11 protein-coding genes are annotated in these 12,602 nt (G+C 39.2%); 10 read left to right on the top strand and 1 reads right to left on the bottom strand.

What is annotated here, in order from left to right; all coding sequences use genetic code 11:
- The 3 genes from F3D3_RS06155 to F3D3_RS06145 are packed head-to-tail and all read left to right on the top strand — an operon-like array spanning window position 1 to window position 3,448.
- Window positions 1–972 carry a GTP-binding protein gene (locus F3D3_RS06155; protein ID WP_069872191.1) on the top strand — a complete coding sequence of 324 codons (972 nt, stop codon included), beginning with the start codon at window positions 1–3 and terminating at the stop codon, window positions 970–972.
- Window positions 973–983: 11 nt separating this feature from the next.
- A complete protein-coding gene (locus tag F3D3_RS06150) occupies window positions 984–2,576 on the top strand; it encodes a permease (protein WP_069872189.1) in 1,593 nt (530 codons plus the stop codon).
- Window positions 2,577–2,587: 11 nt separating this feature from the next.
- The gene (locus F3D3_RS06145; protein WP_069872187.1) at window positions 2,588–3,448 is read left to right on the top strand and encodes a TIGR03943 family protein; all 861 of its coding nucleotides are present in this window, start codon (window positions 2,588–2,590) and stop codon (window positions 3,446–3,448) included.
- A gap of 10 nt (window positions 3,449–3,458) precedes the next feature.
- On the opposite strand, the gene F3D3_RS06140 is transcribed toward F3D3_RS06145, so the two are convergent.
- On the bottom strand, window positions 3,459–4,340 hold the full coding sequence (locus F3D3_RS06140) for an AraC family transcriptional regulator (protein WP_069872185.1): 882 nt from the start codon (window positions 4,338–4,340) through the stop codon (window positions 3,459–3,461).
- A 273-nt stretch (window positions 4,341–4,613) separates the two neighbouring features.
- On the opposite strand from F3D3_RS06140, the gene F3D3_RS06135 reads away from it, so the two are divergent.
- From F3D3_RS06135 to F3D3_RS06105, 7 genes are all read left to right on the top strand, one after another.
- Window positions 4,614–6,623, top strand: coding sequence for an ABC transporter substrate-binding protein (locus F3D3_RS06135; protein WP_069872183.1), 2,010 nt, complete (start codon window positions 4,614–4,616; stop codon window positions 6,621–6,623).
- 133 nt (window positions 6,624–6,756) lie between these two features.
- Window positions 6,757–7,752, top strand: a complete 996-nt coding sequence (locus tag F3D3_RS06130; RefSeq protein WP_069872181.1) for an ABC transporter permease — start codon at window positions 6,757–6,759, stop codon at window positions 7,750–7,752.
- A gap of 3 nt (window positions 7,753–7,755) precedes the next feature.
- Complete coding sequence (locus F3D3_RS06125) at window positions 7,756–8,880, top strand: ABC transporter permease (RefSeq protein ID WP_069872180.1); 1,125 nt, start codon at window positions 7,756–7,758, stop codon at window positions 8,878–8,880.
- Between the two features lie 35 nt (window positions 8,881–8,915).
- The gene (locus tag F3D3_RS06120; RefSeq protein ID WP_069872178.1) at window positions 8,916–9,932 is read left to right on the top strand and encodes an ABC transporter ATP-binding protein; all 1,017 of its coding nucleotides are present in this window, start codon (window positions 8,916–8,918) and stop codon (window positions 9,930–9,932) included.
- The gene (locus tag F3D3_RS06115; RefSeq protein WP_069872176.1) at window positions 9,925–10,944 is read left to right on the top strand and encodes an ABC transporter ATP-binding protein; all 1,020 of its coding nucleotides are present in this window, start codon (window positions 9,925–9,927) and stop codon (window positions 10,942–10,944) included. The genes F3D3_RS06120 and F3D3_RS06115 overlap by 8 nt, the downstream gene beginning before the upstream one ends.
- A 9-nt stretch (window positions 10,945–10,953) precedes the next feature.
- A complete protein-coding gene (locus F3D3_RS06110) occupies window positions 10,954–11,484 on the top strand; it encodes an HAD family hydrolase (protein ID WP_069872175.1) in 531 nt (176 codons plus the stop codon).
- A 16-nt stretch (window positions 11,485–11,500) separates the two neighbouring features.
- The gene (locus tag F3D3_RS06105; protein WP_069872173.1) at window positions 11,501–12,598 is read left to right on the top strand and encodes a glycoside hydrolase family 105 protein; all 1,098 of its coding nucleotides are present in this window, start codon (window positions 11,501–11,503) and stop codon (window positions 12,596–12,598) included.
- Window positions 12,599–12,602: the final 4 nt, after the last annotated feature.

The following is a 12,602-nucleotide window of genomic DNA, read 5'->3' as shown; positions in this document are numbered from 1 at the left end:
ATGAAAACAAAGCTCGATATAATCTCTGGATTTTTAGGCGCTGGGAAGACCACTTTAATTCAGAAACTCATCAGTGAAAAATTATTTGAAGAGCGATTGGCGATTATTGAGAACGAATTTGGTGAAATTGGTATAGATGGAAGCCTTTTGAGAAGAAGTGGTATTGAAATAAAGGAGATCAATTCAGGGTGTATTTGTTGTACACTTGTGGGCGATTTTGAGAGGGCGATAGAAGCAATAATCTCAACTTATCATCCGGATAGGCTGATTATTGAGCCTTCAGGTGTGGGTAAATTATCTGATGTGATCAAGGCGTGTGAAAGCACCTCTATAAAAGCATTAGTGGATATCAACATGATTATTACTGTGGTAGATATTCTAAAATACAAAGCCTACATCAAAAATTTTGGGGCATTTTTTGAAAATCAAATCAGTCATGCCAAAACGATTATTCTGAGCAGAACTCAGAAGGCAGAGGCGTTAAAAATCGCACTTACAGTAGCAGATATTCAGAAGAGAAATGCAAAAGCAAGCATTATTACCACACCATGGGAGGTGCTGGATGCCTCTTTGATCCTTTCAGTGGCTGAAGAAGACGCTTTGTTATCTCTTGAAAATCAATTGAAGGCTGCACACCTTCAGACTGTGACGACCATTCAAGTAGAGGGGCATTATCATAACCACAGTGCAGATGCTGTTTTTGACGTTTGGAGTATGGAAACCCCTAAAACTTATGAGAAAAATGCCATAGAGCAGATTTTAAAGACCCTAGATCAAGAGACCAAGTATGGTCAAATATTACGAGGAAAGGGTATTTTACAGACGCATTCCAAGGAATGGATTCAGTTTAATTATGTGCCAAATGAAACTGGGATTCAAGACGCTCAACCGGATTACACCGGAAGGTTGTGTATCATAGGGAAATCACTAAACCCAGAAGAACTTGATAAACTGTTTTCGATTAACGCATAAGTGAGGTAGACGTGAAGACTCAGATCGATATAATCTCAGGATTCCTAGGGTCAGGAAAAACAAAATTTATAAATGAATTTTTAAGAAAAAAAAGTCCATCGAAAGAAAAAATCGTCGTTATACAATGTGAAGCAGGTGAAACGGAGATTGAAAAAGTACATTTAGAGGTTGATGACGTCAGGCTTTTAGAGACTCAAGCAGAAAACATGCTGACACCAGAATACCTGTATGAGTGCATTTTGAAATATCGGCCCAAAAGAATCCTAATTGAGTACAATGGCATGTTAAAATTAGAGGGTTTGCTAAATCTATTAAATCATAGAAGGCTTAGAAAATACGTTTTCATCGGTGATGTCATCCATACACTAGATACGGTAACCTTTGAACTTTTTTCTCAAAATATCGGCGGGACGTTTATTGAACAAATATCAAATTCAGATGTGATCATTTTAAATCAGGCAGAGTTACTTTCAGAAGAAGGTTTACATGATGTGGTGTCTAAGTTAAACCGCATAAGCCCGTTTGCGGAAATTATGGATTCTAGAGATGTGGTGGATATAAAAGCGTCAACTGGTGATCCAAAACAGTTTGAAAAGGTTTTTAATATTTTTTTTGCTCTGTTTGCCGTTTTTATTATAGGGTATTTGTCTTTTTCATTTTTAAAGAATATGGATTACAATTGGGGCGCACCCATTTACTCGAAAATATTGGTGCTAAATACAGTGTTTTTGAGTGTTCTTTTAGAGGCATTCCCCTTTATTTTATTGGGTGTGTTTATTTCATCCGTAATTCAAGTGCTCATACCCAATGATGCCATCTTAAAATGGTTTCCGAATAACAGCGTATTGGGTTTTGTGGCAGCACTGGGGGCTGGTGTTCTATTCCCAGTTTGTGATTGTGCGGTGATTCCTGTGGCAGCACGACTTGTAAAGAAAGGGGTTCCCCTTGGCATTGCAGTGACTTTTATGCTGGCAGCCCCCATAGTGAATCCCGTTGTAGTGATCTCAACTTTGTACGCTTTTCAAGGACTCCCCCTTGTTGCCTTTTCTAGGCTTATAATCGGCGCTGCAGTGGCTTTAATTGTGGGTTTGATGATAACATTATCAAAATGGGATCAAGAGGTCTTATTAGATCCATATGATGATTTTTATTGTGACTGTGAAAGCTGTTTAGAACTAGAGTCTAATACAGGCTTTATGGGAAAAATAGGAGCTGTTTTTGCACATACGGGCACAGAATTCATCGCTGTGGGGCGCTTTTTAATCATTGGGGCTTTGATCTCAAGTATGGTGCAAGTATTCATTCCAAAAGAAATCGTATTCAGTTTAAGTGACAAACCAGCAGTGACCTTACTCATTATGATGTTAGCAGCTTTTGTGATGTCAATCTGCTCGACTTCTGATGCATTTATTGCAAGAACTTTTGTAAATCAAATGTCAATGGGGTCCGTTATGGGATTTTTGGTCTTGGGTCCTATGATGGATTTCAAAAATTTCTTGGTGTTGACAGGTCGTTTTAAGAAGGGATTTGTGGTGAGATTGACTTTTTTAATAGGAATCATTAGTTTTGAAGTGCTGTGGGTTGCAACGCAGATAATGTTTTAAGGAGTGTATGAATGTATATAAAAGGTTCTAAGCGTATTAATATAGAGGCGGTACTTAAAATAGCAGTTTTGCTAGGATTTGCAGTTCTCTTTTCCAAGATGATTGCATCGGGTGAAATTCACTATTATGTCCACCCGCGGATGGTGCCTTATGTAAAGGGGGGGATTGGGGCTATGGTTGTGATCGCTCTTTTTACCACCAAAGATGTATTTAGAATGAAACAGCATATTAATATAGCGCCCTATTTGTTCTTTTTGATGCCACTTGTGACAGGCTTTGTTCTACCTGTAAAAGTGATGGATGCCACATCGTTTGCTACTGGCATACAGCTCTCGCGAAAAGCACCTGCGCAAGTGGCTATTCAACCGTCTAAGGCACCTGCTATAGAGGTGGCACTTGATTCGAATCAAACCTTTAAAGAGGTTACAGAAACGCCTTCAACGCCTTCAACGCCTTTATCGCTGGATAAGCAATCATTTTCCAAAACCAGTCAAACGGTGGCAGCACTTGAGGGCCAAGTTTTTTTAAAAACAGTGGATAAGCTCTCTTTGGATTTGGATGCAGTTGTTGGGCAAGAGATTGAACTTGCTGGCTTTATATATTTAGAAGAGGGTTTTGAATCAAATCAATTCGTCGTTGGAAGGTATGTGGTGACTTGTTGCGCCGCAGATGCTGAAATGTATGGCATTTTATGTGTGGATGATAGTGAATTAGATCATAAAGCCAACAGTTGGGTACGCGTAAAGGGCATTGTAGAGCAGACGACTTATAGGCGTTCATATGACGATCAAGAAATTGAGATGGCACAAATTAGAGTTAAAGAGATTGAAATCATTGCACCACCAAAAGAACCGTATATTTACTATAACTGAATTAGGCCTGTTACTTATTTTGCTTTCTAAAGGCAGAGGGGGACATATTAGAATGCTTTCTAAAAACGCGGTTGAATTGTGAAAAACTTGAAAAGCCACACTGAAAAGCGATATCCGTGATGTCTTGATCCGTGGTCATCAATAGAAATTGAACCATTTGAATACGCGTTATTTGAATATACTCTGTCAAAGTAAAGCCCGTGACTTTCTTGAACTGATGTGATAAGTAATAATCACTTATAAAGAATTTTTTAGAAATATGGGAAAGCGACAATTGCTCATTGTAATTATTATGGATAAAAGAAGTGATATTATAAATCTTTGCGAGACTTGTGGTCAGCAGAGATTTTTTTTTGTAGACATTCTTAGACTGATTTAAATAGATCAAACTCAAGAATTCTTGAAATTTCTGATGAATCATCAGAGGAGAGAGCACATTACTGGACTTAGTCAGATCATAAATCATATTGAGCTTGCTAAAAATGATTTTTTTTTCAGGGCCTTCAAAACGATAAATCGGAGTAGAGGCATCAAAAAGTGCCAAAAGATGCTTGTAAGACTCTTCTAATCCAGGGATGGCAATAGGAAAATTAAAATTTATAATAAGGCGCTTATTGGGAGCCCCTTGAGGATACTGCGTTTTATGAAGTAGAAGGGGACGAAGCAAAACAATATCTGCACATTTGATATCAAACCAATCGCCATCAATAATATGTCCGGCGCTGTCGTCTAAAAAAACACAGATTTCATAATGTCTGTGGTAGTGTTGAAATTCCATATTGATTTGATAGGAGCGCTCATCGTAATCAAACGCGTAATAAAGAGGATGCATGGGATTATTCAATTCAAATGAATGTGCACGATCATATAGAACGACATTATCAATAAGCATATAGACCTCTTTTTTTATAATTAGTATAATATGAATTGGACCGTAGGGCAAGAACTTACCTCTTATAAGGCACAATTAAATGCCAGCAATGTTATATCCAAGTTAAAATTGTGTTCATTTTTAACAAAAAGACATAAAAAGAGCAAGTAATGCAATGTTTTTGATTAGAAAGGCAAAAAACGAGTGGAAATTGCACTTTGCATTTGTTATTGTGAAAATGTACTTAAGATTAATGGCATGTATGTCTTATGATGATACTCAAGGAGGAATGAGATGAAAAAGTTACTGATACTGATGTTGATCATGACCATGATTACGGCGGGTTGCAGTAGTCAAAATGATTCGAAGTCAAATGAACCAGCGGGGGACGCAGGCGCAAATGCTGTACAAGAAGGTACACCGGACAATACGGCAACAGATGTTGTTTCAACAGACGCTGGGAAGTATGTTTTAAATGAATCTCCAGAGTTAGCTAAAATGGTTAATGCAGGAACTTTGCCTAGTGTGGCAGATCGTTTACCACTTTCTGAGGACATCATGGTAGAAAATGTTGTAGAAGTGGGCACTTATGGTGGTTCATTTAAATTTGCTTATCCAAAGGCAAGTTGGAATACTGGAAAACCAATCGAACAAGGGCTCTTTAGATTTAAGGAAGATGGTTCTGTGGAGCCCAATGTTGCAAAAGGCTATGAAGTGAATGAAGATGCCACCGTTTATACCATTCATTTGAGAGAAGGGATGAAATGGTCAGATGGCGTCGACTTCACAGCTGCAGATAGTGTGTTTTTTTATGAGCATATGTGTTTAACAGAATCTTTTGGAAAGTCTCTATGGGATTGCTTTAAAGTAGATAATCCAAGTACTGGGGAAGAAACACACGCTGTATTTAAACAAGTGGATGATTATACCTTTACAGTGACTTTTGAGTTTTCGAAACCTTCTTTTATAGAAAATGTAGCCATTAATGCCAAGTGGTTGTATGCACCTAAACATTACCACGAGACGATTTTAACTGAGTTTGTAGGCGAAGAAAAAGCGCTCGAAAAAGCAACTGAAATGGGCTTTTCGGATATAAAAGCGATGGGGAAAGAAACAGGCTATTATTATTGGAATGTACCTGGTGTTCCAACGCTCAACCCCTATGTCCTCTCTACCGAAAAAGGTAAAAGTGATACCAACGGTGATTATTATGAGTATATAAGAAATCCATACTATTGGAAAACAGATCAAGCGGGCAACCAATTGCCATATGTCGATAAAATTGAATACACTAAAATTACAGATGAGTCACAGAATTTATTAAAACTACTTGCAGGCGATATCAGTATTGGTCTAGCAGAGTGGAAAGATATTGAAACGGTCAATGAGAATGCGGATAAAGTCGGTTATACGATCAATCAATGGGCCAATTCTCCTTGGTCAGATGTTGCTTCTCAATTACAATTAAATCAAACAGCCCAAGATGATGATTTGAGAAAACTCTTCCAAGACAAAAGATTTAGAGAAGCACTCTCTATCAGCGTGGATCGCGAAGAATATTCCAAATTGATTTCAAATGGATGGGCAGAACCGACTCAAGCGTCGCCAGGGGAAGGGATGCTTGGTTATAGCGAGGCATGGGCAAAAAAATGGACAGATTACAGTCCAGAAAAAGCAGCTCAACTGCTTGAAGAGATCGGCTTAGTCAAAGGCTCAAAGGGCTATTATACTTTTACGGATGGAAAAGAGCTTGTTTTAAATATTACAAGTTATACGGGATCTGGTGCAGATGACACCTATGTTGTTCTCAAAAAGTATTTTGATGCTGTCGGTATTAAAACGACATATCAGCCAGTTGATAAGGATTTACTCAACAATAGATTGACTTCTAATGACTTTGAGGTTGTGTTGGGACCAGTACCGCCAGCAGAAACGATTAATATTATGCTCTTACCAGATACTCTTGTACCTGTTAGAAATTATGCGGCGTGGTATGGTCAAATTGGAACTTGGTACGCTTCAAATGGTAAAGAAGGTTACAAACCAGAAGGCGATTTGTTAGAACTCTGTCAATTATATGATCAATTAAAAGCAACTGCCAACGCAGAGCAACGCACTGAAATTGCTAAGAAAATGTTAAAACTCCACGAAGACAATACCTGGGTTATAGGGTACATGAGCTCAGCGGCAACTTTATGGACTGTTGATAAAAACATTCACAATTTTAAAGAAGTGTCTGTATACAGTGATGAGTTCAGAGGACTTGGGATTGCACATATTGATACTTGCTTCTTTGCTCAATAAACATAGAATTATAGATGTTTGAGGAAGGTGAATTCAATTTAAGAATTCACCTTCTTGCTTATAAAATGTCAATTTTACACCATCGCTATTCTATGGGGGATCCTCAAAATTTATATTGAAAGGGAAATGCAAGATGCTGAAGTATACAATAAAAAGGATTTTTTTATTCATTCCTACAGTCTTGATCATATCTTTTGTCATATTTTTTATCATTCAATTGCCAGAGGGAGACTTTGTAAGCAGTTATGTGGCGAGAATGCAGGCAGAAGGAGAAGTTTTTACAGCACAAGATGTAGCGGATTTGAGAACTCAATACGGTATTGATCAGCCTTGGCTTGTTCAGTACTTCAATTGGATGGAAAAAATTATTACAAAAGGGGATTTTGGTTATTCCTTTGCTTATGCAAGACCTGTATGGAGCGTTATAATGGATCGACTGGTCTTGACCATTATCGTTTCACTCACGATTTTGATTTTCACTTATTTGGTATCCATACCGATCGGACTCTACAGTGCTTTGCATCAGTATTCTGTAGGAGATTACTTTTTCACAGCTCTGGGGTTTTTAGGCATGGCAACACCCAATTTCTTATTGGCGATTATACTGATGTACGTCTCCTTTAAGTGGACAGGAGATCCCTTGCTCGGCCTGTTTTCAACTGAAATGCTTCAGGAAGGGGTTCATCTCTATAATTTTGGTGAATTTTTACAGAGGATGATTATTCCAACTATTGTCATTGGAACTGCTGGAACTGCAGGCATTATTAGAACTGTGAGAGGTCAAATGTTGGATGAACAGACCAAACAATACACATTGACAGCTCGAGCGAAAGGTTTACCTGAATATGTTATTGTTTATAAATATTGTTTGCGAGCAGTGCTCAATCCGGTTGCAAGTGGCCTCGCTAAAGCGCTCTCTAATATTTTTTCAGGTTCTACGATCTCAGCCATCGTTATGAATTTATCGATTCAAGGGCCGGTGCTCTATGCAGCGTTAAAAAGTCAAGATATGTATCTCGCTGGGACGATTCTCCTTGTACAAGCAGTCCTCGTGGTTATTGGAACACTGCTTTCAGATTTAGCGCTAGCGTGGTTAGATCCAAGAATTAGATTTGATAGAAAGGGGTAGGTTATGAGTCTATTTAAGAAAAAAGAAAAATCGGAAGAATCTTATTATTTGGCATCACAATGGACGCTGATTCGGAAGAAGCTCATGGCTCATAAGCTGGCCGTAACCAGTATGATTGTACTGGGTATCCTCTACACAACAGCGTTATTTGCTAACTTTTTGGCCCCTTATGGTCTTGAAGATTTTAGCAGTGATTATAAAAATGCGACACCGACAGCCATTCATTGGATGAAAGAGGGCGCATTTGTTGGCCCACATGTTTATAAGATGAGTTATACCATGAATAAAGAAACCTTTAAAAGAGAATGGGAAGAAGATACAAGTGTCATGTACCCCCTCAAGTTTTTTGTCAAGAGAAAACCGTATAGACTCTTTGGTATAATTCCAAGCGATGTGCATTTATTTGGGACAGAAGCCATAGGCGATGAAGAGCCTCCAAGAATTTTACTATTCGGTGGGGACAATTTAGGCAATGATTTGTTTTCGAGAGTACTCATTGGAAGCCAAATTTCTTTGACCATTCCCTTTGTAGGCACTCTGATCAGTTTTGTTTTAGGGGTTTTTCTAGGGGGCATATCTGGGTATTTTGGCGGAATGGTGGATAATGTGATCCAAAGGGTGATAGAAGTTTTATCAGCACTCCCGACGATTCCGCTCTGGATGGCGCTTTCTGCGGCAATACCACCAGATATCCCTGTGGCACAAATGTACTTGATGATCACGATGATTATTTCTCTGATTTCATGGACTGGGCTTGCAAGGGTTGTAAGAGGTCAGTTTTATGCACTGAAGAATGAAGACTATATTGTAGCCGCACGGATTGCTGGGGTGAGCAATATGAAGATCATCCTCAAACATATGGTCCCTGGTTTTATGAGTTACCTCATTGTCAACTTGACACTGGGAATTCCCAACATGATTATTGGAGAGACCTCCATGAGCTTTTTGGGCCTTGGTATGCGTTCACCAGCTACAAGTTGGGGTGTATTGCTTAAAGAAACACAAGATATTAACAGTGTGGCACAATATCCATGGCGTTTGATTCCTTTGATCGCCGTTATTGTTACAGTTCTGGCGTTTAACTTCTTAGGTGATGGTATGAGAGATGCAGCAGATCCTTATAAATAAGGAACAACAAGATTTCAGAATTGAAAGAGGTTCATATGAATACAATAGATACGATTCTTCAAATGAAGGATTTAACCATTGATATTAAAATTGATGAAGGCACTTTAAATGTTGTCAGAGGCGTTCAGCTGGATATCAAGCGCAATGAAACGCTTGGACTTGTGGGGGAATCAGGCTGTGGTAAAAGTTTGACGAGCAAGTCTATTCTAGGCATAAATAACAAAAAATGTAATTCCAAAGGGGAGATTTTGTTTCAACTGAATCCGGAAAAGTCTGTTGACATGCTTAAATTGAATCCAAACGGCAAGGCAATCAAGAAAATTAGAGGCAAAGAGATCTCTATGATCTTTCAGGAACCGCTTGTTGCGTTTTCGCCTCTTTATACCATAGGCAATCAAATAAATGAATGTACAAGGCTTCATGTGACAAAGGATAAAGTCAAGTCAAAAGCGTTGTCCATAGAGATGATGGAGAAAGTGGGCATTGCAAATGCGAGTAAGCGATATGATCAATATCCTCATGAATTCTCTGGCGGTATGTTACAAAGAGCGATGATCGCCATGTCTCTAGTAAGTGGTCCCAAACTGCTCATAGCAGACGAACCCACCACGGCGCTTGATGTGACCATTCAAGCCCAAATCCTTGACCTTATGAACAATCTTAAAAAAGAAATGGGGATGTCCATTTTATTCATCACACATGATCTCGGAACAGTTGCCAAAATGTGCGACCGCGTTGCAGTGATGTACCTTGGTAAAATTGTAGAGCTTGCACCTGTTCGTTCGCTTTACAAGACGCCCCTCCATCCTTATACAAACGGGTTGCTCGGGTCCGTTCATAGAATCGGGACGAGTCGTGAAAAGAGGCTTTATTCCATTGAAGGGACAGTACCACTTGCCCTTAATTTGCCTAAAGGCTGTGGTTTTTATGATCGATGCCCAAAGAAGATTAAAGGGATTTGTAATCAAAAACAACCGGAATTAAGAGAAAAAAGCGAAGGTCATTTTGTGGCTTGTTTTGCTTGTGAGCACGAGGAGGCAAAGCATGAGTAGAAAGATACTTCAAATTCAAAATTTAACGAAAGATTTCCCCTCCAAAAAGACAACTGTTCATGCGCTCAGTGATGTGAGCTTTGATGTCTACGAAGGCGAAACCATAGGGATCGTGGGCGAATCTGGATGTGGCAAGACCACACTTGGGCGCTGCATTGTAAAAGCGGTAACCGCTACAGACGGTCATGTGATCTATACCAATAAGGAAGGCAAAGATTTTGATTTTCTAAACGTCAATCGGAAAACGATGAAGACACTGCGCAAAGAAATTCAAATGATTTTCCAGAATCCTTATTCTTCATTGGATCCGAGAATGACCGTATTTGATATCATCAAGGAACCTATTATAGCGAATTATCCTAAACTCTCCTATGATAAAGTTGAAGAAATGGTCATTGATATTGCTTCAAAAGTGGGCTTAAACGTGACTTACCTTAAACGTTATCCACATGCGTTTTCAGGTGGACAAAGGCAACGTATTGGCATCGCCAGAGCCTTAGTACTAAAACCCGAAGTGATCGTCTGTGATGAAGCGGTTTCAGCACTGGATGTGTCGATTCAGTCGCAAGTGATCAACTTGCTTAAGGATTTGCAACGCGATATGAATTTAACGTACTTGTTTATCAGCCATGACTTATCCGTGGTGGAATATATTTCGGATAGAGTTGGGGTGATGTATCTGGGTAAGATGGTGGAATTTGCACCTACAACAAAATTGTTTGAACAAGTGAGGCATCCCTATACAGAGGCATTGCTGTCAGCAGTACCCATAGCAGATCCTGACATTGTCATGGAACGCATTCAACTACAAGGCGAAATTCCGAACCCTGCAAATCCGCCGACTGGATGCTACTTCCACACGCGTTGCCATTATTGTCAGGAAAAATGTAAAGTAGAAGTGCCTGTGCTTCAAATGGTTTCAGAAGAGCATTACGTGGCATGTCATTTTGTAAAGGAATTAAAACTTAAAAGTATATTGGATTATACGCAGGCAGAGAATGTAAAGGGCTAGGAGGTCATAATGGAAAAGCGTCTAATTGTATTTATAGATAGTGGCGATACGCTCATCGATGAAAGTACTCAAGTCTATGATGAAAAAGGCATCGTGCTTGAAGCTGAACTCTATGAAGGGGCTAAAGCGTTGCTTAAGGCGCTTCAAAGAGAAGGCTATCGCGTTTGTCTTGTGGCAGATGGGGAATGGGATTCCTTTAAAAATGTATATGAGGGGAATGGGCTAAGAAACTGTTTTGAAGGCTGGGTCGTCTCTGAAAAAGTAGGGGTTCAAAAACCTGAAAGACCGATGTTCGATGCCGCTATGACGGCAATGCATTTAATGGATGTAGACAAACAGCGCATTGTAATGGTGGGCAATAATCTTAAAAAAGATATCGCTGGGGCAAATCGATATGGCCTAGTTTCCATATGGATGGACTGGTCTCCAAGATATTTTCATGAAGTGGAAGAGACGGATTGGACGCCAGATTATACCGTTAAATCGCCAGAGGCATTAATGCCTTTGCTGGAAAAATTAAATGGGCAGTTGAATATTTAAGCAGAAAGAAGGTTTCATGATGGATGTAACAAAAACATATATAGAACAAAAAATCGAAAAATTAATTGATGCCTTTTGTGATATTCTATATTTGGACGATACCATATTTATGGAGAACATGAAGGATAACAGTTTAGCAAATGATGATTTGAGCAAGTATCAATATTGGGAATGGCCTCAAGGGGTTGGCCTCTACGGGATATGGAAAATTTTTGAGCAAACTAAAGAAGTGAAATACCTTGATTTGTTGACAAAGTACTATGACCGTCAACTGGAGAAGGGGTTTCCAGCATTAAATGTGAATACTGTGGCGCCTTTTTTGGCACTCTCTTTTTTGGCAGAATATACAGGGGAAGAGAAGTACATGAAGCCGTGTAAGGCAAGTGCAAAATGGATTTTAGAGCATTTCCCCAGGACCAAAGATGCTGGATTTCAGCATATGACTTCTGATACGGTGAACGATCAGGAACTTTGGGATGATACCCTTTTTATGACCGTACTCTTTTTAGCCAATATGGGCAGAATTTTGGATCAAAAAGTCTATGTGGATGAAGCACAATACCAATTCTTACTTCACATTAAATATTTGCAAGATAAAGAGACGGGTCTTTTTTATCATGGTTGGACTTTTAATGGCAACAACAATTTTACAGAAGTCTTTTGGGGTAGAGGCAACTGCTGGATCACAATGGTCATACCTGAGTTTTTAAGCATGGTGGATTGCGATGCTTCTATAAAACGGTATTTAAAGCAGACCTTGATCAACCAAGTGGCGAGTTTAAAAGAACATCAAAATCCAAATGGCATGTGGCATACCATCGTGGACGATAAAACTTCCTATGTAGAATCCAGTGCGACCTGTGGTTTTGCATATGGGATACTCAGAGCACTTGAAATGGATCTAATAGAACCTTCAAATCTCGAACTTGCAGAAAGAGCATTAGAACCGATTTTAGATTATATTGACGATGATGGCGTTGTAAATCAAGTCTCCTATGGCACCGCCATGGGGCGTGACTCAAAAGACTTTTATAAGAACATTGAACTCAAACCCATGCCTTATGGACAGGCGCTGGCGATATTGTTTTTATTTGAATGGCAAAAAAAAGAATAGGAGA

Source organism: Fusibacter sp. 3D3 (genome assembly GCF_001748365.1).
Lineage (GTDB): Bacteria > Bacillota > Clostridia > Peptostreptococcales > Acidaminobacteraceae > Fusibacter_A.
This window is presented reverse-complemented; position numbering and strand designations above follow the sequence as displayed.

Excerpts from the sequence above, each read along its gene's own strand:
- F3D3_RS06145 (WP_069872187.1), top strand. The coding sequence starts at position 2,588 with ATGTATATAAAAGGTTCTAAGCGTATTAATATAGAGGCGGTACTTAAA.
- F3D3_RS06135 (WP_069872183.1), top strand. The coding sequence starts at position 4,614 with ATGAAAAAGTTACTGATACTGATGTTGATCATGACCATGATTACGGCG.
- F3D3_RS06125 (WP_069872180.1), top strand. The coding sequence starts at position 7,756 with ATGAGTCTATTTAAGAAAAAAGAAAAATCGGAAGAATCTTATTATTTG.
- F3D3_RS06140 (WP_069872185.1), bottom strand. The coding sequence starts at position 4,340 with ATGCTTATTGATAATGTCGTTCTATATGATCGTGCACATTCATTTGAA.
- F3D3_RS06130 (WP_069872181.1), top strand. The coding sequence starts at position 6,757 with ATGCTGAAGTATACAATAAAAAGGATTTTTTTATTCATTCCTACAGTC.
- F3D3_RS06155 (WP_069872191.1), top strand. The coding sequence starts at position 1 with ATGAAAACAAAGCTCGATATAATCTCTGGATTTTTAGGCGCTGGGAAG.
- F3D3_RS06120 (WP_069872178.1), top strand. The coding sequence starts at position 8,916 with ATGAATACAATAGATACGATTCTTCAAATGAAGGATTTAACCATTGAT.
- F3D3_RS06110 (WP_069872175.1), top strand. The coding sequence starts at position 10,954 with ATGGAAAAGCGTCTAATTGTATTTATAGATAGTGGCGATACGCTCATC.
- F3D3_RS06115 (WP_069872176.1), top strand. The coding sequence starts at position 9,925 with ATGAGTAGAAAGATACTTCAAATTCAAAATTTAACGAAAGATTTCCCC.
- F3D3_RS06105 (WP_069872173.1), top strand. The coding sequence starts at position 11,501 with ATGATGGATGTAACAAAAACATATATAGAACAAAAAATCGAAAAATTA.